The 24548-nt window shown below is 70.7% G+C and carries 18 protein-coding genes; 10 read left to right on the forward strand and 8 right to left on the reverse strand.

What is annotated here, in order from left to right:
• Window positions 1–37: 37 nt before the first annotated feature.
• Window positions 38–1336, reverse strand: coding sequence for an alpha/beta hydrolase (locus DEU36_RS08455; RefSeq protein ID WP_183045323.1), 1299 nt, complete (start codon window positions 1334–1336; stop codon window positions 38–40).
• A gap of 163 nt (window positions 1337–1499) precedes the next feature.
• Window positions 1500–5111, reverse strand: coding sequence for a S8 family serine peptidase (locus tag DEU36_RS08460; protein ID WP_120263761.1), 3612 nt, complete (start codon window positions 5109–5111; stop codon window positions 1500–1502).
• Between the two features lie 191 nt (window positions 5112–5302).
• On the opposite strand from DEU36_RS08460, the gene DEU36_RS08465 reads away from it, so the two are divergent.
• The 5 genes from DEU36_RS08465 to DEU36_RS08485 all read left to right on the forward strand — a co-directional run bounded on the left by DEU36_RS08465 (window position 5303) and on the right by DEU36_RS08485 (window position 10136).
• Window positions 5303–5845 carry an ECF transporter S component gene (locus DEU36_RS08465; protein ID WP_120263762.1) on the forward strand — a complete coding sequence of 181 codons (543 nt, stop codon included), beginning with the start codon at window positions 5303–5305 and terminating at the stop codon, window positions 5843–5845.
• Between the two features lie 74 nt (window positions 5846–5919).
• Complete coding sequence (locus DEU36_RS08470) at window positions 5920–7719, forward strand: ABC transporter ATP-binding protein (RefSeq protein ID WP_120263763.1); 1800 nt, start codon at window positions 5920–5922, stop codon at window positions 7717–7719.
• Window positions 7716–8534, forward strand: coding sequence for an energy-coupling factor transporter transmembrane component T (locus DEU36_RS08475; RefSeq protein ID WP_120263764.1), 819 nt, complete (start codon window positions 7716–7718; stop codon window positions 8532–8534). Before DEU36_RS08470 ends, DEU36_RS08475 begins: the two co-directional genes overlap by 4 nt.
• 115 nt (window positions 8535–8649) lie before the next feature.
• Entirely contained in the window at window positions 8650–9561 is a 912-nt protein-coding gene (locus DEU36_RS08480; protein ID WP_310790732.1) for a siderophore-interacting protein, read from the forward strand.
• Window positions 9558–10136 (forward strand): ECF transporter S component, encoded by a 579-nt coding sequence (locus tag DEU36_RS08485; RefSeq protein WP_120263766.1) that lies wholly within the window; start codon window positions 9558–9560, stop codon window positions 10134–10136. The genes DEU36_RS08480 and DEU36_RS08485 overlap by 4 nt, the downstream gene beginning before the upstream one ends.
• 119 nt (window positions 10137–10255) lie before the next feature.
• Here the strand turns inward: DEU36_RS08485 and DEU36_RS08490 are convergent, their stop codons facing one another.
• A complete protein-coding gene (locus DEU36_RS08490; RefSeq protein ID WP_259455281.1) occupies window positions 10256–11449 on the reverse strand; it encodes a M15 family metallopeptidase in 1194 nt (397 codons plus the stop codon).
• Between the two features lie 88 nt (window positions 11450–11537).
• Here DEU36_RS08490 and DEU36_RS08495 point away from each other — a divergent pair, with 88 nt between their 5' ends.
• Window positions 11538–12602 carry an Rv2578c family radical SAM protein gene (locus DEU36_RS08495; protein ID WP_120263767.1) on the forward strand — a complete coding sequence of 355 codons (1065 nt, stop codon included), beginning with the start codon at window positions 11538–11540 and terminating at the stop codon, window positions 12600–12602.
• A 17-nt stretch (window positions 12603–12619) separates the two neighbouring features.
• On the opposite strand, the gene DEU36_RS08500 is transcribed toward DEU36_RS08495, so the two are convergent.
• The 5 genes from DEU36_RS08500 to DEU36_RS08520 all read right to left on the reverse strand — a co-directional run bounded on the left by DEU36_RS08500 (window position 12620) and on the right by DEU36_RS08520 (window position 20665).
• Window positions 12620–13282 carry a hypothetical protein gene (locus tag DEU36_RS08500; protein ID WP_120263768.1) on the reverse strand — a complete coding sequence of 221 codons (663 nt, stop codon included), beginning with the start codon at window positions 13280–13282 and terminating at the stop codon, window positions 12620–12622.
• Between the two features lie 236 nt (window positions 13283–13518).
• Window positions 13519–15879: a DEAD/DEAH box helicase gene (locus DEU36_RS08505; RefSeq protein ID WP_120263769.1), complete on the reverse strand. Its 2361-nt coding sequence runs from the start codon at window positions 15877–15879 to the stop codon at window positions 13519–13521.
• A 439-nt stretch (window positions 15880–16318) separates the two neighbouring features.
• A complete protein-coding gene (locus tag DEU36_RS08510; RefSeq protein WP_120263770.1) occupies window positions 16319–19756 on the reverse strand; it encodes an efflux RND transporter permease subunit in 3438 nt (1145 codons plus the stop codon).
• A 121-nt stretch (window positions 19757–19877) separates the two neighbouring features.
• Entirely contained in the window at window positions 19878–20264 is a 387-nt protein-coding gene (locus DEU36_RS08515; RefSeq protein ID WP_259455282.1) for a CrcB family protein, read from the reverse strand.
• A complete protein-coding gene (locus DEU36_RS08520; protein WP_259455283.1) occupies window positions 20261–20665 on the reverse strand; it encodes a CrcB family protein in 405 nt (134 codons plus the stop codon). The genes DEU36_RS08515 and DEU36_RS08520 overlap by 4 nt, the downstream gene beginning before the upstream one ends.
• A 116-nt stretch (window positions 20666–20781) precedes the next feature.
• On the opposite strand from DEU36_RS08520, the gene DEU36_RS08525 reads away from it, so the two are divergent.
• Genes DEU36_RS08525 through DEU36_RS08540 form a run of 4 tightly spaced genes read left to right on the forward strand, consistent with a single transcriptional unit; the run spans window position 20782 to window position 24465 of the window.
• Window positions 20782–22503: a dihydroxyacetone kinase family protein gene (locus DEU36_RS08525; protein WP_120263771.1), complete on the forward strand. Its 1722-nt coding sequence runs from the start codon at window positions 20782–20784 to the stop codon at window positions 22501–22503.
• 1 nt (window position 22504) lies between these two features.
• Entirely contained in the window at window positions 22505–22960 is a 456-nt protein-coding gene (locus DEU36_RS08530) for a ribose-5-phosphate isomerase (protein ID WP_120263772.1), read from the forward strand.
• Between the two features lie 10 nt (window positions 22961–22970).
• Window positions 22971–23711, forward strand: a complete 741-nt coding sequence (locus DEU36_RS08535) for a triose-phosphate isomerase family protein (protein WP_120263773.1) — start codon at window positions 22971–22973, stop codon at window positions 23709–23711.
• A 31-nt stretch (window positions 23712–23742) separates the two neighbouring features.
• Window positions 23743–24465: a GntR family transcriptional regulator gene (locus tag DEU36_RS08540; protein WP_120263774.1), complete on the forward strand. Its 723-nt coding sequence runs from the start codon at window positions 23743–23745 to the stop codon at window positions 24463–24465.
• Window positions 24466–24548: the final 83 nt, after the last annotated feature.

The following is a 24548-nucleotide window of genomic DNA, read 5'->3' on the forward strand; positions in this document are numbered from 1 at the left end:
GGCGCCTCGCCGGCGCTCCGCCCCTCGAATGCTCACCTCACGACATCGGGGTGCCGTTGCGGAGGTACTCCACCGCCTCGGCGGCGTTGTCGCCGTTGGCGAGCGAGCCGTGGACCGCGTCGTCGAGGATGGTCAGGTTCCCACCGAGGAGCGCATGCGCGAGCGTGCCCCACGGCGCGGGGGTCACCGTCTCGGAGGCGTGAGCCACGATCTGCAGCTTGTCTCCCGCGTCACCGGAGGTCAGGACAAGCGGATGCGCCTCGATCGGCCATCCCGCGCAGGCGGACGTGCCCGCGAGGCCTCCGCTCAACGGGTGCTGCGTGCGAACCTGCGGATCGCTGCCGATCGCTTCGCTTCGGGCGAGGTGAGCAGACCAGACGGCCTCGGGGTCGGTCGCGCCGGTGTACGCGTTGCAGGTCAAGGCCGTTCGCGTCGTGAGATTGGAGGGCACGTAGCTGTCGGGCGATGACAGGCCGTCTACCACGACGTCGTCGGCGACACCGGCTTCGTCATCGCTGCCGTACGCGACGTCGGCTGCGACCAGATCGTCCAGGCTCATCGCTGCGTCGTGCCGGAGGTCGACCATGCTGTCCAGCAGCATGTGACGCACCCGGCCGGGGTACTGGGCGAGATAGGCGGCGCCGAGCTCCGTTCCCCACGACACGCCGACGTAGTCGACCTGGTCAGCGCCGATCGCCGCACGCACGCGGTCCATGTCGCGAGCCGCGTTGGCCGTGGTCAGCTGAGCGAAGTACGCGGGGTCTCGAGCCACGCATGCCTCGTTCGCGGCGCTGACCGCGGCCGAGTACTCCAGCGCCACCCGCTCGTCGACGGGTCCCTCCGGCAGCGGGACGTCGAGGGACTCATCGCAATTGATGCTCGTCGAGCCGCCCGTGCCACGGATGTCGACGCCGATGAGCGTGTGATCCGTTGCCAGATCCCCCATGCCGGAGGCTGCGAGCAGGGCGGGCGTCGTTCTCCCCTCGAGGCCCGGCCCACCGGGGTTGGTCAGGATCGTGCCGGCGCTTCGCCCCTCCGGCACCATTCGACTGACGGCGATGGTGATCTGCCGCCCGTCGGGATCGTCGTAGTCGAGGGGAACCGAGACGTTCGCGCACTGCATCCGATCGCCCCACCCGTCGAGCGGCGAGGGAGTCTCCATGACGTCATAGAGCGCGGCGACCTGCGAGACCAGACCGTCGCACGATTGCCACGCGATCGCGTCCGCCTGAGGGGACGTCGGTGCCGAGGGGGCGACGCTGCAGGCGCTGAGCAGTCCGCCGAGGGCGAGCAGAGTCGCGGGAAGGAGAATCGAGGAACGAGGTGAGTGATGCATGACGCCAGCCAAACAGCCCGGGGGATCGGCCGCGTCAGCCGGAGGACGCTTCCGCGGCATCCTCGCGAACGATGTCGGGGCCCACTCCAGCCGTACGCGACGGGGCGCCCGGACCGTCGTCCGAGCGCCCCGCTCATCCGCGCCGCAGCGCGTCAGCCGGTCATCACCACAGCACGAGGAAGCCGCTGAGCCCCAGCGATCCCTCGACCGTGTCGCTGCCGTTGTAGGTGGCGACGACGACCTTCAGCCCGCGCGACTGCCGAGGCAGCTCGACACGCGCCGTTCCGTCGACGACATCCGCGCTGTAGCGGGTCGAGTTCACCCAGATGTCGACGGTGCCCGTCGCCGGGGCGCCCCCGGTCGGGGTGACCTTCACCGAAACGACGTACGGCTGCGAAGCCGTCCCGACGTACCGGTTGAGCGACACCGTCGTCGCCGAGGCGAACTTCACGAACACCTCGTTCGACACCGCGGTTCCGACCTGCGGGTTGCCCTCCGCCGTCGCGGTCACCCGCACCGACAGAGCCGTGCCGACATCGGCGCGCGTCACCTTGTACGACGCCGAGGTGGCGCCCTCGATGGGCTCACCGCCGCGAAGCCACTGATAGGCGACGCTCACCTCGGCGGGGTCCCACTCGCCGGCTGTGGCCGTCAGCGTCGCCCCGACCTTCGCCGAGCCGGTGACCTCGGGCGCGACGACCGCGACCGGGGCTCCCTGGCCTGACTCGACGTCGACGATCGTCCGGATCGACGAGTCGCCGTAGCGCACCACGCCCACGTACGACGTCTCGGGCTCGAGCCCGGCCCACGACAGGGTGTAGGTCGCGCTCTCTCCCTGCACCGTCGGCAGCGGGTCAGGTGTCGCGGTGAACTCGCCGCCCGACACCCCCGCCGCGACGACCGCGGTGGTGAGGTCGTAGGTGAACGGCTCGCTGAACGAGTACCGGTTGACCTTGACCAGGTAGGTGCCCGCGGTGGGAGCCGTGAGCGAGACCGCCTCGTTGGCCGACGCCGTCGCCGACGACCACTGCTCGTAGTAGCGCAGGTCGTCGGGACTCACGACGCGGTACACCGTCATGTCGAGGTCGGTCGTCTCGGTCGCCTCGGTCTCGACAGCGAAGCGCGCGAACTCGGTGCCCTCCGGAACGTCGACGATCTCGTACGTGTTGAAGCCGGCCTCGCCCTCGTCGTAGAACGAGTCCTGGTCACCGGAGTGACCGGGCACCTCGGGGAAGTCCGGGTTCACGCGCAACTCCTGCGGAACGAGACCCGACAGACCGAGGTCGATCTCACCCGTCAGCGAGGGCGCGACGGTGACGTCGACCGAGCCCGTGACGCCCGTTCCCGAGACCGACGCCGGAGCGTCGACCGGCACCGGGAAAACGGCGATCGGCGAGCGCACATCGTTCGCTCCGCCCGTCCAGGTGAGGAAGCCGGTGGCCCACTCGCCCATCGGTGCGTCGACGCGCGACAGCGTGATCTCGACCGTGGCCGACTCGCCCGCCGCGAGCGTCACCGACGACGGCGACACCTGCACGTCGACGCCGGGGACGGATGCCTGCGCCTGGTACGTCCCGGCTTCGGTGGCCGTGATCGTGCGGGTCACCGTCTGCGGCGCGCCGAGCGCGCCGACGCCGATGGAAGGCAGGTTCAGGTCGCTCGGATCGATCGGGTCGACGCCGAAGTCGCGCAGTCCCAGCCCCTGCAGGTACGCGGCCCAGTCGGCCGGACCGTTCAGGTAGAGCAGGCCCGGCTCGAAGTACTTCGTCGGGTCGGTCTGTCCGGCCCCCTGCGTGAACGGGTCGGTGACCGCAACTCCGGCGGCGTCCACCGTGTCGTAAGCGGTGGTCATCATCGCCGACTTCACCTCGGCGGGAGTCGCGAGAGGGTGCTCACCGAGGTAGAGCGCGGCGAGGCCGGCGACGTGCGGCGACGACATCGAGGTGCCCGAGAGGATGCCGAACGTCGGGTCCTCGTCGATTCCGTTCTCGGTGGCCGCGAGGATCGCGACGCCGGGAGCGGTGATGTCGGGCTTGATGACATCGCTGCCGTCGGCGAGCATCGGCCCGCGGCTCGAGAAGCCCGCCACCTGCGGGACCGGGGTCTCACTGCCGGTGACGTTCTCGCCGATCAGGGTGACGACGCGGTCGGTGCCGCCCTGCACGTACTCGAGCACGGCCGGTCGGGCGGTGTCGGCGACGTGCACGGTGGGAACCGAGTGGAAGTCGTTGTCGAGCGACGCGGGCGTGACGTTGGTCAGGATCATCCCGATACCGCCGGCCTCTTCGACCGCCTGCGACTTCTCGACACGGGCGTTCGACCCTCGGTCGCAGACGACGATCTTGCCGGTGACCTTGGCCGGATCGAGCGAGCCGAGCAGGCAGAGCTCGGGGGTCGCGGCACCGGCCAGACCGGCGTCGCCGGCGAAGACCGAGGGACCCGAGATCGTGTCGCCGAAGCCGACCGAGACGGACGCACCCGCGAACTGGGCGGCCGAGGCGTCGCCCTCCTCACCGAGTCGGACGGTGCCCTCCCAGGTCGGGATGGTGGATGCCGCGACCGTGGCGTACCAGGGCGAGGCGTGATCGGCCGTGACCGGGTCGGGGCCGGAGTTGCCGGCGCTGGTTGCGACGAAGACACCCGCCGCCGCCGCATTGAAGAACGAGATGTCCTCCGGTGCGAGCACGGTCGTGGCCGAGCCGCCGCCGATCGAATAGTTGATGACGTCCACGCCGTCGGCGACGGCCTGGTCGATCGCGGCCAGCAGGTCGCTGAGCGCACAGATGTCATCCGTCGTGACGAGCGGGTCGGGCCCGACGTAGCAGGCCTTGTACGACGCGACCTTCGCGGCCGGCGCGACTCCCGAGATCGAGCCGAAGTCGACCCCCTCGACCGTCGCGTCGACACCGTTATTGCCCGCGGCGGTGCTCGCCGTGTGCGAGCCGTGTCCGTCGCCGTCACGCGGCGAGAGGTGGTCGTCGGCGAACGAGAACCCGTTGGCGGCGGCACCCTCGCTGAAGTAGTGCGCCGCGATGAGCTTGGTGTTCAGGAGCGACGGGTCCCAGGCATCCTTCGTCCCGGCATCCTGATCGACGACCGTGCTGCGGAACTCGCCGCCGTCGGCCTTCGTGAACACGACCTCGTCGCCGTCGCGGTAGGGCTGAGCGCCCGCCGAGCCGCCGAGCGCGTCGCCGGCGAATGCCGGGTTCTCCGGCGCGATGCCGGTGTCGACGACGCCCACGACGACGCCTTCACCGGCAGCATCGATGCCGCCGACCTTCTCCCAGACGCCGCCGGCGCCCTCGAGGCCGAGGAACTCGGTCGAGGGAACGGCGTCGACGTGACGGATCTCGTCGGGGAAGACGCCGAGCACGCCCTTCTTGGCCGCGAGCTTGCCCGCCTGATCGGCGGTCAGCTGAGCCGCGAACCCGTTGAGAGTGGTCTGGTAGGTCGCGTCGGGGGTCGCGCCGACCTCGCTCGCGACCTCTTCTTGACGCTGTTCGAGGAAGCCGGAGTAGTCGGTCACGGCGCGCGACTGGACGTCGAGACGCTCGCCCTCGTCGGGCTTGGTCGGCGCGAGACCGGCCTCGCCGCCCTCGTAGGTCGCGACGGGAGCCTCATCGAGCAGGACGATGTAGCGCCCGCTCTCGCTCTCGATCGGAACCGGGATGTTCACCCCCTCTCCCGTTGCAGCAAAGGATGCCGTTGCGGCAGAGCTCGTGAACAGTGCAGCCAGGGATACAGCCGCGACTGTTCGCAGGGTGGTGCGAACCATGTGCGCTCCAGTGGGGGGATGGATGAGCAGTCCGCGCGGCGTCGTCGGCGCGCGGTGAAGTCAACCTAGCTCACAGTTCCGACACAAGGAACCCTCGGCTTTCATTCAGGTCACGGGAGCGTTGAGGTGACCGAGCCATTTCTCACGGCCGGGAGGGGAGCCCCGCGCCACCCGTCCCATAGGCTGGGCAGGTGGCCACGGCATCCCGCCTTTCGACGCGCGTCCTGCTCGTCTGCGCTGCCATCGGGGTCGCCACCGGCCTGCTCGGCGGCATCGAGGGATGGCTCGCGGTTCCCGTCATCACGGGCCTGCCGATCGTCTACGGCTTCCTCCTCGGCATCCACGTACTGCCCGGGATCGTGGCGCAGGAGACGCTGCGCCTGCCCTGGGTCGCGCTCATCACGCACCTGATCGCGGCGCTCGCATCCGCTGCCGTCGCGCCGCCCTACACGTTCCAGTTCCTGGGAACCGCCCTGCTGTTCGGCGGCCTGCAGGAGGGCGTCGCCGCTCTCGTCCGCTACCGCTCGTGGGCGCCCTGGCGGTTCTTCGTCTCGGGCCTGGTCATCGGCGTCGTCGTGGCCCTCGCCGTGTTCTTCGCCGCGCACCTCAGCGCCCTCCCGCTGTGGGCCCAGGTCGCCTACCTCGCCCTCGCCGTGCTCGGCCCCGTCGCCTGGACGGCCATCGGGCTGTGGATCGGCGTCGGCCTGCGTCGCGCCGGCGTCGCCCGTCGCTGAGCACCCCGCGCGCCTTTCGAGGCGAAGTTAGGGTCGGCTAAGCTAAGCGCATCCGATCCGATCCGAGGACGCCCGTGACATCCGCCGCATCCGGTGCCGCCACGGCGGGGACGCCGGTCGCCGCGACCGCATCCGCGCCGCTGCTCGCCGTGCGCGATCTCACCGTGACCTACGAAGGATCGGATGCCGCGGCGACCCGAGGCGCGTCTTTCTCCATCGAGCCCGGCGAGGTCGTGCTGCTCCTCGGCCCGAGCGGCTCGGGTAAGTCCACGGTCGCCCTGACGCTGAACGGGCTGATCCCGCAGTCGATCCCGGCGACGACCGAGGGCACCGTACTCGTGTCGGGCGAGGACGCCGCGACCACACCGCTTCCCCGGCTCAGCACACGCGTCGGCATGGTCTTCCAAGATCCCGATGCGCAGCTGGTCACCGGCACCCTGCTCGACGAGGTCGCCTTCGGCCCCGAGAACCTGAGGCTGCCCGTCGACGAGGTACTCGCCCGCAGCGAGCGCGCGCTGCGCCGCATGGGGCTCTGGGAGCGACGCCACGAGAACCCCGACCAGCTCTCCGGCGGCGGCCGCCAGCGCCTCGCGATCGCGTGCGCGCTCGCCATGGACTCGCCGCTTCTCGTGCTCGACGAACCCACCGCGAACCTCGACCCCGAGGGAATCGAAGACGTTTACGCTGCACTCGGTGAGATCGCCGCCGCGGGCGACCGGGCGATCCTGCTCGTCGAGCACAACCTCGACGCCGCCATCGGGTTCACCGACCGCGTCGTCGTCCTCGACCACGACGGTCGCACGATCGCCGACGGTCCGATCGACGCGGTGCTGCGCGAACGGGCTGCCGAGCTGCACGAGATCGGGGTGTGGCTGCCGGTGTCGACCCTCGCGGCCCTGCGCCTGCGCGAGGCGGGCTATGTGCTCGAGCCTCTCCCCCTGACGCCGGAAGAGCTGCGCGCGGGGCTCGAGGCAGCGGCATCCGGTGACGAGAATCGGACGATCACGCCACCGTCGGCGGCGACCTCCGATTCGGTCCGAGTTCCGCGTGATTCTCCGACGCTCGCACCGACGCCGGTGGTCTCGGTGCGCGACCTGACGCTCCGCCGAGGCCGGGCGACCGTGCTCCACGACGTCGATCTCGAGGTCGCAGCCGGCGAGTTCGTCGCGATCGTCGGCGCCAACGGGGCCGGCAAGACGAGCCTCATCCAGGCGATCGCGGGAGTCGTCCGCGGCCCGCGCGGGCGCATCGACCTCGGCGGCCTCGATCCGAACCGGGCCGACCCCCGCACGGTCGCCGAGCGCGTCGGTTTCGTCTTCCAGAACCCCGAGCATCAGTTCGTCGCGCATACGGTCTTCGACGAGCTCGCCCACGGTCTGCGCCGCCAGCGGATCGCCGACGACGAGGTGCGCGAGCGCGTCGACGGGATGCTGCGCCGCTTCGGCCTCGAAGCGCACGCCCACCGGCATCCGTTCCTGCTTTCCGGCGGTCAGAAGCGCCGCCTCTCGGTCGGCACGGCCCTGATCGCCGGCGCCCCGGTACTGGCTCTCGACGAGCCGACGTTCGGCCAGGACCGAGCCCGCGCCGACGAGCTGCTGCACGTGCTGCGCGACCTCAACCGCGACGGCACGACCATACTCGTCGTCACCCACGACATGCAGCTGGTGAGCGAGTACGCCGAGCGCTGCGTCGTCGTCGGCGACGGCCGCATCGTCGCCGACGGACCGACCGCCGACATCCTCGGTGACGACGACCTGCTGCGCTCGGCTGCACTGCGGATGCCGCCGCTTCGCCGCGCCCTGCACGGGCTCGATGCGTTCCCGGAGCTGTCGGGCGTCGCACGCCTGCGCGACCTGCCGGGGGGAGCGCGGTGAGCGCGACGACGAGCACCGCGCTCGACCCCTACGCTGCAGCACCGGCCTCGCGTCGGCTGCTGTTCCGGCTCAATCCGCTGGCGAAGCTCGCGGCGCCCCTCCCCGCGATGGTCGCCCTCATCTTCACGCGCGATCTCGTCACGCCGCTCGCTCTCCTCGCACTCGCGTACGGGGTGCTTCTCCTCGGGGCGCGGTGGACGGTTCGCACCGTTCTGCTGCTCGCGGTCGCCGTGCCCATCGGCATCCTGATGGTGGGAGCGGGGATGTCGCTGTGGGTCGACGCGTCGCGCGTGGCCGACACACCCGTGCTCCTGCAGCTCGGCGGCTGGAGCCTGCACGCGGGAGCGTTGCAGATCGGCATGGCCACCGGGCTGCGGCTGGGCGCGATCGCCGCACTGGCGTTCATCGCGGGGCTCACCACGACCGGACCCGATCTCGTCCGCGCTACCGTCCAGCAGCTGCGTGTGCCCTACCGCGTCGGGTACACGGCACTCGCGGCGTTCCGGTTCGTGCCGCGCTTCGGCTACGAGCTCGAGCTCATCCGGCAGGCCCACCGCGTGCGCGGGGCACACGGCGGGCGCGGCCCGTTCGCCGCGGTCGCCCGATGGGGCGGGTACGTCGTCCCGCTGCTGGCCGGCGCCATCCGTCACGCTGAGCGAGTCGCGCTCGCGATGGACGCGCGTGCCTTCGGCGCCCACCGCGACCGCACCGAGCGGCACCTCGTGCCGTTCCGGCGTCGCGACGTCATCTTCGTCGCGGGTTTCTGGCTCGTCTCGGCCGCGATCCTGTTCGCTCTCTTCCCCTGGGCCGCGTGATGCGGACCGCACCCCGTCGACTCGCCACATATCGCGGATGCGGGAGCGCCGGCATCCACGTTTCTCGGCGAGTCGACGAGGCCGCACGGGGATCTCACTCCCGGAAAGGATGGGCATGACCCGCAACCTCGTCAAGCCGGCGACGCCCGGACTGGTGCGTCTGGACGTGCTGCGCGCCGAACGCCTCGCCCCGCACTGGATGCGGGTGACGTTCGGCGGCGGCGGCATCGACCGGTTCGTGCCGCTCGGGTACGACCAGTGGTTCCGCCTCTTCCTGCCGCTCGGCGGTGATGAGGCCCTTGAGCGCATCCCGGCGAAGGCCAACAAGCTGTTCGGTTACCTGAAGTACCTCCGCATTCCCGAGGGCGAGCGGCCGGTCATGCGCAATTACTCGGTGCGGGCGTTCCGGCCGGCGGGGCCGTCGGGCGGCGCCGAGATCGACGTCGACTTCGTGCTGCACGGCTCGGGACCGACCGCGGGCCCCGCCTCGCGCTGGGCGTCGCAGGCTCACGCGGGCGAGAGCGTCGTCATCATCGACGAGGGGCTGCGGTTCAACCCCGAACGAGGTGTCGATCGGGTGCTCCTCGTCGCCGACGAGACGGGGGCGCCGGCCGTCGCCTCCATCTGCGCGTCGCTGCCGAAGACGGCATCCGGCATCGCCCTCATCGAGGCTCCTTCGGGCGACGACGTCCTCGACTTCGAGGCCCCTCCCGGGATCGAGGTGCGGTGGCTCGTCCGCGAGCCGCATGCGAAGCCGGGGTCGGCCGCCCTGACGGCTCTGGGCGAGCTCGGCGCAGGCACGTTGCCGGCGCATCCCCTGCACGCATTCGTCGTGGGCGAGCAGTCGCTGCCGACCACAGCCCGACGGATGCTCATCGCCGACCACGGCATCCCGAAAGAGCAGATCAGCTTCGTCGGCTACTGGCGCGCGGGCGCAAGTTCGCCGACTCCGAGGTCGCAGGCGACGGACGAGCACGACCCCTTCGACGCGAGCCGGGGCTCGGCGGAATCGGGGGCGTCGGCATGAGCGCCTCGCCCCGGTCGCGCGCCTCGCGTGCCTCACGCGTCTCGACGGCGTACCTGCTGACCTGCGCCGCGATCGGTGTCGCCGCGAGCGCGTTGCTCGCGCCCGCCTGGATCGCGTCGACGACCCTGTTCCTCACGGTGCCGTTCGCGACCGTCGCGATCGCGGGGCTGTGGGTGCTCCCCGCCGTCATCGCCCTCAGGCTGCTGCAGCGGCCGGGCGCAGGGCTGCTCGTCGGGCTGATCTCGGGACTCGTGCTCGCGCCGTTCTTCACCGTCGGATCGGTCGCGACGATGCTGTACTGGTCGTTCTTTCCCGAGCTGCCGTTCCTCGCGACGCTCTACCGGCGCTGGAACACCTGGCTGCACTACGCGGGCGCCGCGATCATCGGCGCGACGTATCCCGTCTTGGCGGCGCAGTCGTTCGACCTGTGGAGCATGGCCACGCCCGTCCTCATCGGGTTCGTCGCCCTGTGCATCGCGAGCTGCGTCGGAGCGACGTGGCTCGGCATCCTGATCGGCGACCGCCTGCGTGCCGCGGGCGTCGCGACCCTGGCCCGCCGCCGCGCGCCCGCCTGACCCTGCCCGCCTGCCGCCCCGTTTCTCCCCCGTCCCCCTCCATCGACTCGCCACGAAGTGCGGATGCGCGGGGGGCGGGCATCCGCACTATCTGGCGACTTGACGCGGGGAAGGGGGGCTCAGTCGGCGTAGGTCGGGGCGGGCGGCATCCCGAAGAAGTCTTCGAGGGTGCGGTAGCCGCCGTCGGCGTACAGGGCGGCGAGCTCGGAGCCGATGTAGCGCAGGTGCCAGGGCTCGTACTCGTACCCGGTCGTGTCGGTGAGTCCGTCGGGGTACCGGATGATGAATCCGAAGCGGTGCGCGTTCGCGGCGACCCAATCGGATTGCGCGGTGCCGCCGAACTGCTCGATCGCCCCGCACCCGCCGTCGCACGCGACCACATCGACGGCGAGGCCGGTCTGGTGCTCGCTGTGCCCGGGACGGGCGCTCGTGAGGTCGGCGTTGCTCTGGCCGAGCTGTCCCACGTAGTTGCGGTACGTCGACACCTGGAAGTCGTACGAGCGGAAGCCGCTGTTGACCCCGATCGTTCCCGCACCCTCAGCCTGCGCGGCGGCCGCGAGCTGCGAAAGGGCCGCCGCTACGTCCGCGCGCATGTGCCCGCCGCTCGTCCGCTCCACGCCCTCGGCGCGGGCTTGCGGCTCGGGCCAGTAGTCGATCGGGTCGAGGGCGTTGAGCTTGTTGACCACGACCCAGGTGCGCCCGGCCTCGTGCAGGTCGACACAGGGAGCAGTTCCCGCCGCAATCGCGGAACGGAACTGCTCGGCCCCGCCCGCCGCGGCGAAGACCTCGGCGTCCGAGCCAGATGCGAGAGCCTGCGTGAACCCCGGGGAGGTGCAGATGTCGCCGGGGGTGGCGGCATCCGTCGTGGCCTCGTCGACGGAAGGGGCGGGGGCAGCGTCGCCGGACTGGGCGGGTGCGGGAATGGTCGATGCGTTGGGCACGACCCCCGCGGGGTCGCCGAGGAGCGCGGCGACCGGATCGGCGGGCACCGCATCCGACCGGCTGAGTGCGGAGGTGATGCCGGCGGTGCCGGCGACGACGAGTCCGACGAGCGCGAGTGCGGCAGTGGCCGCGACGGCTCGGCGGCGGACATAGACGGATGCCGGCAGGCGCACGGACGACGTCATGACCTCGGGGCCGGTGAAGCGGCCCTCGACCGCCGGAGCGGCTGCGGGGTCCTCGTGCGAGCGGGTTCCGGCGGCAGACCCGCTTGCGGCGCGCTCACGCAGCTCGCGTCTCGATGGCAGGGGTCGCGTCGCCGGCGACCGCTCGCGTCGCGAGCGACGCGTCTCGGGCTCGGTCGGGTGCGCCACGCCACCATTCTGCCCTGCACGCCCGCCGCCTGCCGGTTGACGCCTCGCGGCAATTGACAATGCTTCGAATCTCTGTTCGAATCTTCTCATGCGATGGCAGGGACAGCAGATGGGCGTGGCGGATGCCGCTGCCCTCCCCGGCCTCGAGACGCTGAACGGCCTCGTGCGTTCGGTCACGACGCCGGAGTTCGCGGGCGTGACCTTCCACGAGGTCATGTCGCGATCGGCGCTCAACCGAGTGCCGGGCCCGTCGGCGATGCCGTTCGACTGGACGGTCAATCCGTACCGGGGATGCACGCACGCCTGCGTCTACTGCTTCGCCCGTGGCACGCACGAGTACCTCGACATGGATGCCGGGGCCGACTTCGACTCGCAGATCGTCGTGAAGCTCAACGTCGCCGAGGTGCTGCGTCGCGAGCTCTCGAAGTCGGGATGGGCACGAGAGCAGGTGGCTCTCGGAACCAACACCGACCCCTACCAGCGGGCTGAAGGGCGCTACCGCCTCATGCCGGGCATCATCACGGCTCTGGCCGACAGCGGCACGCCGTTCTCGGTGCTGACGAAAGGCACACTGCTGCGGCGTGACCTGCCGCTGCTCGCCGAGGCTGCGCGTTCGGTGCCCGTCGATCTCGCGATGTCGATCGCCGTGCTCGACGAACCGCTGCGCCAGCTGCTCGAACCCGGCGCGCCGACATTCGCTGCGCGGCTCGACACCGTGCGCGCTGCGAGTGCCGCGGGTTTCCGGGTGACGGTGTTCCTCATGCCGATCGTGCCGCACCTCACCGATTCGGTCGAGGTACTCGACGATGCGCTCAGCCGGATCGCGGATGCCGGAGCCGCTCGCGTCGTCTACGGCGCGATGCACCTGCGGCCGGGCGTCAAACCGTGGTTCCAGCAGTGGCTCGCGCGCGAACGACCCGACCTGGTGCCCGTATACCGCGGACTGTATCCCGGAGCCTCGGTGCAGGCACCGCAGGGCTACCGGCGGATGCTGGCGGCACGAGTTCGACCCCTGCTCGCGCGGCACCGGCTTCGCGGCGGGCTCGAAGAAGAAGAGGCGCAGCCCAGCACCCGGCGGTTCCGCCCGGGCCCGGTCGTCACGACCGCGCGAGGTCGCGCCGCCGCCGCGGCATCCGTTCCGACGCTCTTCTGACGCCGTTCTGACGCAGGTCAGGAGGCGAGGCCTGCGTGCACGGCCAGAGCCACCTCGCGAGTCGAATCCGCCGTGGCGATCGACCCGCCGCCGACGGTGACCCATGCCGGTCCGTCGAAGACGTACGTCACCGCCGTCGTGACATCACCGTCCTCCAGCTCGCCCGCAGAAAAGACACGCGCGGATCCGACTGTTTCCTCAGAGAAGGTCGCCGAGGCATCGCGAAGTGCCGCGATCAGGCTGGACCCGTCATCCGGTGTCCGCGCGACCGCGATCGACACCGCTTGGCCTGAGTTCGGCACGCCCCACAGGCACGCCGTCGCGTCTTCGGCTTCGACGAGCGCCTGCTGGGCGGCGGGTCCGATCGGCTTCCAGGTATCGGTCGTGTCCGCGATGAACGCGATCTCCGGGCCGAAGTCGGCCTGCACGACTGCGACGTCCACCTGTTCTTCGCAGGGCGGAAGGTCGAAACCGTCCGGGATGCCGGTGGCCGCGGCCGTGCCCGACTGCTCCGGAGTCGCCGCGGTCTCGGGCTCGGTTGGGCTCGGCACCGTGGAAGTGCTCGTCTGAGCCGCGCCGGTGGGCGTGCCCTCCGGTTGCGCACCGCAGCCCGTGAGCGCGAGCATCGACGCGACCGAAGCGGCGACGGTGAGAGGGGAGCGTTTCCGTGTTCGACGCATGCTCTTAGTCCAGCGGCATCCGGTGGCGAACGGAACCCCGTCGCGACATCGCTCACGCGTCGCTATCGTGCCGCCAACAGGCTCAGACCCGGATCGGGGTCGAGACCGCGGCCTCGACGACGCCTCATCCTGCGCACGGCGCGCGAAGCGGGAGAGGCGCGCGGCACGGAAACGCCCCGCGGCGCGCCACGACCGTCGGGTCGCAGCGCGCGGCGGGGCGTCGGCGGGGCGTCGGATCAGGCGTCGACGTTCGCGAGCTGGCGACCCGAGACTTCCTCGAGGATGTCGTCGCCGGGGCGCACGTCGTCGAACGGCGCATCGATCTCGGCACGCTCGAGCATCTCCGTCATACGACGGCGACGCTGGCGCGTGATGAGCGTGACGACCGAGCCCGTACGACCGGCGCGGCCCGTACGGCCGGCACGGTGCAGGTACGTCTTGTACTCGTCGGGCGCGTCGGCCTGGATGACCAGATCGATGTCGTCGACGTGGATGCCGCGGGCTGCGACATCCGTCGCGACGAGCACCCGCACCTTGCCGTCGGTCAGACGCTGCAGGTTGCGCGTCCGCTTGCCCTGGTTGAGGTCACCGTGGAGCGCGACTGCCGCGATTCCGGCATCCTCGAACTGCTCGGCGAGCATCTCCGTATAGGCACGGGTGCGCGCGAAGACGAGGGTCTTGCCATCCCGGTCGACGAGCGAATTGAGGATCTCGGCCTTGTCGCGGTGGTCGAGGACGAGCACACGGTGGTCGATCGTCGACGTGTCCTGGCTCTCGCCCGCGACCTCGTAGACGGCGGGCTCGACGAGGAACTCGTCGACCAGAGCGGCGACCTCGCGGTCGAGAGTGGCCGAGAACAGCAGCTTCTGCGCGCCGTCCTGCACGAGACGGAGGATGCGCTGCATCGGCTCGAGGAAGCCGAGCTCGCTCATGTGGTCCGCCTCGTCGAGGACGACGATCCCGACCTCCGAGAGGTCGAGCTTGCCCTGGTTCTGCAGATCTTCGATGCGTCCGGGGGTGCCGATGATGATGTCGACGCCCTTCTTGAGCGCACCGACCTGACGGGCCTGCGGAACTCCGCCGTAGATCTGCGTCGTGAACAGACCGACGCTGCGCGCGATCGCCTGGACGGTGCGGTCGATCTGCAGCGCGAGCTCGCGCGTCGGCGCGAGGATCAGAGCCTTCGGCGAGCGTCCGAACTCGCGACGCTTGCCGGCCTGGCTGCGCAGGATCGACTCGACGAGCGGAGCGCCGAACGCGATCGTCTTGCCCGAGCCGGTGCGACCACGAGCGAGAACATCCTTGCCCTCGAGGATCGGCGGAATGGTCGCCGCCTGAATCGGGAACGGGGATGCCGCGCCGAGCGCGTCGAGCTGACGGACGATGTTCTCGCCGAGGCCGAGATCGGCGAACGACGACTGGGCGACGGATGCCGCATCCACGGCCTCCGCCTGCAGGCGCTCGTGAACGGTGTCGACGTGATCCTGGTGTGCCTTCGACTTCGTCTCGGCGTTCCAGTCCGACCGGTTCGGCCGGTCGCCGGCGTCGCGGCGGGGACGGTCGCTGACGTCGCGGCGCGGGCGGTCGTCGAACGACCGAGCCGGACGGTCGCCGAAGTCACGACGGGGACGGTCATCACGGTTCGGACGGTCGCCGAAGTCACGACGGGGGCGGTCGTCGAACGACCGAGCCGGACGGTCGCCGAAGTCACGACGGGGACGGTCATCACGATTCGGGCGGTCCGAGAAGTCACGACGGGGGCGGTCATCACGGTTCGGACGGTCGCCGAAGTCACGACGGGGACGGTCATCACGATTCGGGCGGTCCGAGAAGTCACGACGCGGACGGTCGCCGAACGAACGAGCCGGGCGGTCGCCGGAGTCACGACGCGGACGGTCATCACGATTCGGGCGATCACTGAAATCACGACGCGGCCGGTCATCGAACGAACGAGCCGGGCGGTCGCCGGAGTCACGACGCGGACGGTCATCACGATTCGGGCGATCACTGAAATCACGACGCGGCCGGTCATCGAACGAACGAGCCGGGCGGTCGCCGGAGTCACGACGCGGACGGTCATCACGGTTCGGGCGGTCACTGAAATCACGACGCGGCCGGTCATCGAACGAACGAGCCGAACGGTCGTCACGACGGGGACGGTCATCACGGAAGGAGGGCCGCGCGTCGCCGAAGGCGCGGCGATCGTCGCGCGGCTGCGCCTCATAGGGGCGGCGGCCACCGGCATCCGATCGACGATCGTTTCCGTAGCCGCGCTGCTCCCGCGGTGCGCGGTCATCGCGACCGCCGCGGTCATCGCGGAAAGAACGCTCGCCGCGTCCGCCGCGGTCGTCGCGCGCCTGCGAACGGATGCCGCGGGCTTCGTCACGGCCCGCGCGCTCCTGCGACGACCAACGGTTCTTGCGGCCGGTGTCCTCGCTCTCGGCGCGGTAGCCGCGGTGTCCGGGGCTCTTGCTGCCGGGCGTTCCCGCCGACGACTGGCCGGGTCGACGCTTGGCGTCCTGGTAGGAGGTCTTCTTGCCGTAGCGGGGCTCGAAGTTCTGGGCGCGGCCGCCGGCCGGCTTCTTGCTCTTGGGCATGGGTGTGTCTTTCTGGGTTCTCTGCACGAGAACAGCGCCCGCGCGCACGCGGGCAAACCCGGACATCCGTCGGCCGGGGGCCATTCACATGATGGTCATGCGCGCCGATCGGCGCTCACCATCGGCCCCATGGACTCACAAAACCTGTCGCGATCACGCGCTGCCCAGAGCCGACCCGCCCACGATACGGCATCCGCCTGAGAATCCGCCCGCCGGGTTGCCCGGTGCCGATGCCCGGACTCGATGGATGCCGCGACGCAAGGCTTCCGGCACGACACCCCGACTCCTCACCGCCGGCCACGGCGCGCCGCGCGCGATCCATTGCATCGCGGCGAGTCGACAGCCCCGACAGAGGACGCCGATCGCCCGTCGGGCCGAGCGCACGAGGCCCGATTCCCGCGGTGCGGCGGCGCCGACGCGAGCCCGAGACGTGCCGCAATCAGGCCAGACGACGGCGACGGGGTCCGCGAGAGGGCCCGGGGATGCGCTGAGCCTGACGACGGGACGGCCCAGCCCCCGGCACATCCGATTCCACAGCGCGACCGGCACTGGTATCGGCGTCGGCCCCGGCGTGGTCGTCCGCCGCGACGGGGATGACGAGATGCGTCGGCGCGTCGGTCGAGCCATCCACCGGCACGACGAGGTGGGTGGGCTCGGCCGTCGCGGCCTCGGCGAGGCGCCGCTGGCGACGAGTCATCGGCGCTGTACCAGCCGAACCGGCACCGGCAACCAAACCAGCGCCAGCCCCGGCCCCCGCAGCACCCGCACCATCCGCACCATCCGCACCCGCGTCCCCGCGGCGCCGCGCCTCACGGCGCTCGCGTGCGCCCTCGACGAGGTTGTACAGGGTCGGCAGCACGAGCAGGGTCAGCAGCGTCGACGAGATGAGCCCGCCGATGACGACGATCGCCAGCGGCTGCGAGATGAACCCGCCGTGCCCGGTGATCCCGAGGCCCATGGGCGTCAGGGCGAAGATCGTCGCGAGCGCGGTCATGAGGATCGGTCGCAGACGACGCGATCCTCCGGCCATGGTCGCGTCGTGGGCCGACAGCCCCTTCTCGCGGTACTGGTTGACCAGGTCGATGAGCACGATCGCGTTGGTCACGACGATGCCGATGAGCATCAGGACGCCGATGAGCGACGCGACGCCCAGCGGCACCCCCGTCGCGATCTGCAGCAGGATCGCGCCGGTCGCCGCGAACGGCACCGAGATCAGCAGCAGCAGGGGCTGTCGCAGCGACTTGAAGGTCGCGACCATCACGATGTAGACGATGAGGATGGCGGCGAGCGCGGCGAGTCCGAGCTGCCCGAAGGCATCCTGCTGCTGCGTCAGCACACCGCCGATCTCGGCATCCGCGCCCTGCGGCAGCTCGACGGCGTCGAGCGCGTCGGAGACCACAGCGGATGCCGCGTTGAGGTCGTCGCCCGCGGGGGTGACGGTGACCGTGGCGGTGCGCTGACCACGCTGGGTCGTGATCGAGGTCGGCCCCTCGCTCTGCTCGACGGTGGCGACGTCCTGCAGCGGGATGGGCCCGCCGGCGGTCGGGATCGTGAGCTGCCGCAGCTCGTCGATCGACGCGGGCGCTTGCGACGCCGCGAGGTAGACCGTGAGCGAGGTGTCATCGATCTCGACGGTGCCGATCGACTGCGGTTGCATCGTGCCCGAGACGATGCCTCCCACCGCGACCTCCGACAGGCCGCGGGATGCCGCCGCGTCGCGGTCGACGGTCACGGCGATGTAGGGCAACGAGGCCGAGAGGTTGGACGTGACCTGGCTGACGCCGTCGGCATCCTGCAGCGACGCGACGACGGCGTCGGTCGCTTCGCTCAGCGCCGTCTGGTCGGGCGCGGTCACGTCGATCTCGATGTCGCTCGAGCCGAATCCGCCGCCACCCGCGGCGATCTGGATGTCGCCGACGCCCTCGAGGTCGGCCACGGCACGCTGCACGCGATCGCGCACGTCGAGCTGGTCGGCCGAGCTGTCGGTTGTGATCGAGTAGGTCACTCCGCCGCCCCCGCCAGAGAAGGCGTCGCGCAGCTGTGATCCGGACGAGCCGATCGACACCTGCACGGCGTCGATGCCCTCGAGCCCGGTGATCGCGTCTTCGACGCGCTGCGCGGCGGCGTCCTCGGCCTCGAGGGATGCCGCCGGCCCGAGCGTCTGCGTCATGGTGAAGGTGTTCTGACCCGAGTCGCCGAGGAAGTTCGTCTTCATCAGCGGCACAGCGGCCAGGGTGCCGCCCAGCACGAGGACGGCCAGCACGAGCGTGACGGCCGAGTGGCGGAGGGTCCAGCGGAGGATCGGGAGGTAGGCCTTCTGCAGCCGCGACGGCGGCGCCTCGGGGTCTTCGGGGTCGATGCGGCGGCCGTCGGGCGTGGTGACGGGCTTGCCCGGACGGAGGAACCAGTACGCGAGCACCGGCACGATCGTCAACGAGACGAACAGCGACGCCGACATCGCGATGGTCACGGTCAGGGCGAACGGGCGGAACAGCTCGCCGGTCAGGTCGCCGACGAAGGCGATCGGCAGGAACACGGCGACGGTGGTGATCGTCGACGCCGTGATGGCGGCGGCCACCTCTCGGACGGCCAGGGTGATGGCGGCGAGCTTGTCGGCGCCCTCGACGTAGTGCCGTTTGATGTTCTCGATGACGACGATCGAGTCGTCGACGACGCGGCCGATGGCGATCGTGAGCGCACCGAGGGTCAGGATGTTGAGCGAGTAGCCGAACGCCTGGATGCCGACGAAGGTGATGAGCACGCTCGTGGGGATCGAGATCGCGGTCACGATCGTCGAGCGCACCGACAGCAGGAAGACGAGGATCACGAGCACCGCGAACACGAGGCCGAGCAGGCCTTCCTGCGCGAGAGCCTCGATCGACTGCTCGATGAACGGAGCCTGGTCGAAGACGACGGTGAACTGGGCGTCGCCGCCGAGGTCGTCCTCGAGCGCGGGGAGGGCGTCGAGCACGCCGCGCGACACGTCGACGGTGTTGGCGGCGGGCAGCTTGGTGACCGCGATGGTCAGCGCCGGCTCGCCGTCGACACGCGAGATGGAGGTGACCGGTGACGGTTCCTGCGCGACGGTGGCGACGTCGCCGATCGTGGTCGTGCCCCCGGCGAGCTGCGCGGCATCCGTCGGCACGAGCGGCAGCGCCGACAGCTCGTCGACCGAGGCGATCTTCGCGCCGGTCTGCACGGTCAGCGACTGGTCGCCCTCGGTGATCTCGCCACCGGGGAAGAGCACCCCGTTCTGGTCGAGCGCGTCACGGATGGCCTGCTGCGTGAAGCCGGCCTCGGCGAGCGCGGTCTGGTCGGGGGTGATCGTGATGCGCTCGACACGGCCGCCGACGACCTGTGCGGCGTTGACGCCGTCGACGTCTTCGAGGTCGGGGATGACCGTGCTCTCGAGGCGGGCCTGCACCGATTCGGCGTCGTCGTAGCCGGTGACCGCCAGCTGGATCACGGGCAGGTCGTCGAGCGAGAAGCTCAGCACGTTCGGGGTGACCCCGTCGGGTAGCTGGCTGTCGATGCGGTTGATGGCCTGCAGGATCTTCTGCTCGGCGGTCGCCAGGTCGGTGCCGTAGGTGAACGACGCCTGGATGATCGAGGCGTTCGTCGAGCTGGTCGCCGTCGTCGACTCGAGCCCGGGAACACCCTGGATCGCGGTCTCGATGGGGGTCGAGACATCGGTGTTGACCACTTCGGGCGAGGCGCCGGGGTAGGTCGTGACCACGGAGAGCTGGGGCAGCTCGATCGAGGGGATGAGCTCCTGCTTGAGGTTCGTGAGTGCGAGCCCGCCGAACACCGCGGCGACGATCGTGATGAGCGCGATCAGAGCGCGGTTCTTCAGGCTGAGGACGGCGAGTTTCGACACGGGTTCCCTCGGGCGCACCGGACCGGCGCAGGTAGGTGTGATGCAGGCGAACGCGACGCGCTCGTCGATACATGGATGTATCGACCTCAGTATCCCACGCGGTCGCGGGCGGAGCGTGGGCTCAGCCTGGGAGCAATCCCCCGATGACGATGCCGATCGCCGCAGCGATGACGGCCATCGCGAAGGTGCCGACCAGGTTCACGACCGCCCAGTCGCGCCGCCCACGCCGCATCAGCTGGATCGTCTCGACCGACACCGTGCTGAACGTCGTGTATCCGCCCAGCAGGCCGATGCCGAGAACGGCCAGCCAGTCGGGCGCGACGAGCGTGCCGAGTCCGGTCAGGAGCCCGAGCAGCCCGGACCCCGTGACGTTGATCACCAGGATGCCGACGGGGAAGGCGTCGCGCCGCCCCCGCATGAGCACGACGTCGAGGACGTAGCGGATGCCGGCCCCCAGGCCGCCTGCGACGATGAGGCCCACGAGCATCCCGGCGCTCACCCCGTTCATGCGGCATCCGTTTCGGGGCGGGTGCCGAGGGCGAGTCCGAGTGCCGCGGCGACGAGACCCCCGACGAGGCTGACCGCGATGAGGGCGAGTCCGACGATCGGCGCGGCGGTGGCGACCTGGATCGATTGCACGGCGAAGGCGCTGTAGGTGGTGAAACCGCCGAGCACGCCGGTGCCGGCGAACGCGCGGAGCCGTGGCCGGGTGGCAGCCCACCGGCCCGCGACGATGCCGAGCAGGAATGATCCGAGCAGATTGCAGCCGAGCGTGACCGCGGGCACCGCGAGCGGGTGCGCCCATCCCGTGAACGGAAGGGTGAACGCGGCGCGCACGGCGACGCCGACCGCACCGCCGATCACGACGAGGATCAGCGTGAGCGGCGAGATGCGCGCCCGCTCGACCACGTCGCCACCGTAGACCCGGCGGCCGATCGGCGGATGCCGCCACTCCGGGTCGCACCTCGGCTCATTTCCTATAGGATCGACGAAAGGTTTGCTCCCCCATCGCAGAGGAGAACGCAATGACGCGTCTGTTCAACGACCCCGACGAGTTCGTCGAGGATTCCGTCGCCGGTTTCGTCGCGGCATCCGCCCGGTGGGTCCGCCCCGTCACGGGAGGCGTCGTCCGCTCGACCCGCGGCGCGGAGCCGACGGTCGCTGTCGTCGTGGGGGGCGGCAGCGGCCACTACCCCGCGTTCGCCGGGCTCGTCGGTCCGGGCCTCGCGCACGGCGCGGTGATGGGCAACGTGTTCGCGTCGCCGTCGGCGCACCAGGTGCGATCCGTCGCGAAGGCCGCCCACGAGGGCCGCGGCGTGCTGCTCAGCTACGGCAACTACGCCGGCGACGTCCTGCATTTCACGCAAGCCCAGGACCGCCTTCGCGAGTCGGGGGTCGACTGCCGCACCGTGACGGTCACCGACGACATCTCCAGCGCCCCCGCGCACGAGCGCGAGAAGCGGCGCGGCATCGCCGGCGACCTCGTCGTCTTCAAGATCGCCGGCGCAGCCGCGGAGGAGGGCCTCGATCTCGACGACGTCGAGCGCCTCGCGCGGCTCGCCAACGACCGCACCCGCTCGCTCGGCGTCGCGTTCGGCGGCTGCACCCTGCCCGGCGCGACCGAGCCGCTCTTCACGGTGCCGGAGGGCCGCATGGCAGTCGGCCTCGGCATCCACGGCGAGCCCGGCATCGACGAGGTCGACATCCCCACCGCCTCCGAGCTCGCGCGACTGTTGGTCGAGCGACTCCTCGCGGAGCGGCCCGACGACGCGACGGCGAACCGCGTGGTGCCGATCCTGAACGGACTCGGCTCGGTGAAGTACGAGGAGCTCTACGTCGTGTACGCGGCGCTCGACCGCCTGCTCACCGAAGCGGGGGTCGAGGTCGTCTCCCCCGAGGTCGGCGAGTTCTGCACGAGCTTCGACATGGCGGGCGTCTCGCTCACTCTGCTGTGGCTCGACGACGAGCTCGACCGGCTGTGGCACGCCTCGTGCGACACCCCCGCGTTCCGTCGCGGCTCGGTGGACGGCCGGGTCGCGGTGACGGCCGTCGCCGACGACGAGGCCGATGAAACCGAGGCGATCGGGCCGGCGTCAGAGGAGTCGCGCCGCGCGGCCGCCGTCGTCGCCCGCGCCCTCGAGGCCATCGCGGCGATGCTCGACGATCAGGCCGATGAGCTCGGACGCATCGACCGCATCGCGGGCGACGGCGACCACGGCATCGGGATGCAGCGCGGCAGCCGCGCCGCCGCGCACGCGGCATCCCGGGCCATCGCCGCCGGTGCGGGCGCGCGGACGGCATTGCAGCACGCCGGCGACGCGTGGGCCGACAAGGGCGGCGGCACGTCGGGCGCGATCTGGGGCGAGATGCTCCTCGACCTCGGCGCGGCCCTCGGCGACGACGACGCGGTCGATGCCGAGATCCTGTCGGCCGGCGTCGGACGCATGAAGGATGCCGTGATGTCGTTCGGCAAGGCCACGGTGGGCGACAAGACGATGATCGACGCGATCGTGCCGTTCGCCGACACGCTCCGCGACCGGCTCGCCCAGGGCGATGCCCTGCTCGACGCCTGGGAGACAGCCGCCGACGCCGCACAGGCCGCCGCTCAGGCGACCGCCCAGCTCACCGCCCGGCTCGGTCGAGCCCGTACCCACGGCGACCGGAGCCTCGGCACCCCCGACCCCGGTGCGATCTCTTTCGCACTGGTCACCCGCACGGTTCTCGATGTCCTGAAGGAGGACGCCTGACATGGCACTGCGACTGATCGTCGGCTCGGATGACGCCGGCTTCGAGTACAAGGAACGCATCAAGGCCGACCTGGAGGCGAACCCCCTGGTCGCCGAAGTGATCGATGTCGGCGTGGACGCCGACAGCCACACCAACTACCCCGCGGTCGCCACCGCGGCCGCCGAGCGGGTGCGCGACGGCGAGGCCGATCGCGCGATCCTCATCTGCGGCACCGGGCTCGGTGTCGCGATCGCCGCGAACAAGGTCACCGGCATCCGCGCGGTCACGGCGCACGATTCCTACTCGGTCGAGCGGTCGATCCTCTCGAACGACGCGCAGGTGCTGTGCATGGGCCAGCGCGTCGTCGGGATCGAGCTGGCGCGACGTCTGGCTGCGGAATGGCTGACCTACACCTTCGACACCTCGAGCGCCTCGGCCGAGAAGGTGCGCGAGATCTGCGCGTACGAAGAGGGGTGAGGACCGCCCGATGATCATCGGTGCGAGCCTCAAGACCTATTTCTCGCACGCCCGCACGCTGACCTGGGTGTCGGCGGTCGCGGCGATCCTCGACGACCATCCCGCCCGTGACCGGGTCACCGCCTTCGTCGCACCTCAATTCCCCTCGATCCCCGGCGCGCTCGAGCTCGCAGGACGTCTGGCGGTCGGGGCGCAGGACATCGCCGTTCACGATGTCGGCGCCTACACCGGCGAGGTCTCGGGAGCGGTGCTCGCCGAGCTCGGATGCCGCTATGCCGAGGTCGGCCATGCCGAACGTCGCCGGATGTTCGGCGAGACCGAGACCGTGGTGTCGGCCAAGACCCACGCAGCTCTCCGGAACGGCCTCATCCCGGTCGTCTGCGTCGGCGAGGACGACGAGGCGGGGATCGACGCCGCGATCGCCACGTGCGCCGACCAGGTGCGCAGCGCCCTCGCGGACGCCGGCGATGCGGGCGTGCGCGGGGCGGTCGTCGTCGCCTACGAGCCGCTGTGGGCGATCGGCGCTCCGGCACCTGCGACGCCCGACCACATCCGCGCGGTCTGCTCGGGGCTGCGAGCCCAGTCCGGCATTGTCGATCGCGAGGTCTCGATCATCTACGGCGGCAGCGCAGGACCAGGACTGCTCTCGCAGATCTCCGACGACGTCGACGGCCTCTTCCTCGGCCGGTTCGCGCACGACCCGCGCGCAGTTCGTGACATCCTCGATGAGGTGGACGCCCTCTCGGGGTGAGGCGCGCGCCGTGCGAACCGGAAGAGGGACGATGACCGCATCACGGGACGGCAACCTGCGGGGACTCGATGCGACGATCGAGCGTCGGGGACTGCGCGACCACGTCTACGAGCGCATCCTCCAGCTGCTGCTGAGCGGCGAGGCGGTCCCGGGCCGCCGGCTGTCGATCGACACGATCGCGCGTCAGCTCGACGTGTCGCAGACCCCGGTGCGCGAAGCGCTCGTCCAGCTCGAGCGCACCGGTCTGGTCACGCGTGAGGCGCTGCGCGGTTACCGCGTCGCCCCGCCCCTCGGACTCGATCAGCTGCGCGAGCTCTTCGACGCCCGGATCATGCTCGAGACCCACGCCACGCGTCTCGCGACACCCGCCTCGGACGAGATGCTCGACGAGCTCCGTGCCGCGGAGGAGGAGCATCGCAGCATCGGCAAGCGTGTCATCGAGGCCCTGAGCGCGGGCACCCCCGACCTCGAGCTGACCGCGGCCTACTTCGTCGCCGACGCGGCGTTTCACCGCGTCGTGTTCGATCACTGCGGCAATCGATACCTGACGGAGATGTCCGAGACCCTCGGAGCCCAGCTGCACCGGATGCGGCAGTCGGTCCGGCATGGCGTGACGGACGTGCGCGAGGCGATCGCCGAGCATGAGGCGCTCGTCGACGCCTTCGCCACCGACGACCCCGACGCCCCGGAGCGGTCGATGCTGCACCACCTCGAGCAGGTGCGCCAGCGATCGCTCGGGCTCGAACAAGCCTGACGTCGTCGCCCGGAATTCGCTCTTGCAGCGTTCTCTATTTCCTATAGGATCTACGGGAGTCCTCGACCGGACCCGCTCGCCAA

Origin of the sequence: Microbacterium sp. AG238, from assembly GCF_003610405.1 — a bacterium.
GTDB lineage: Bacteria > Actinomycetota > Actinomycetes > Actinomycetales > Microbacteriaceae > Microbacterium.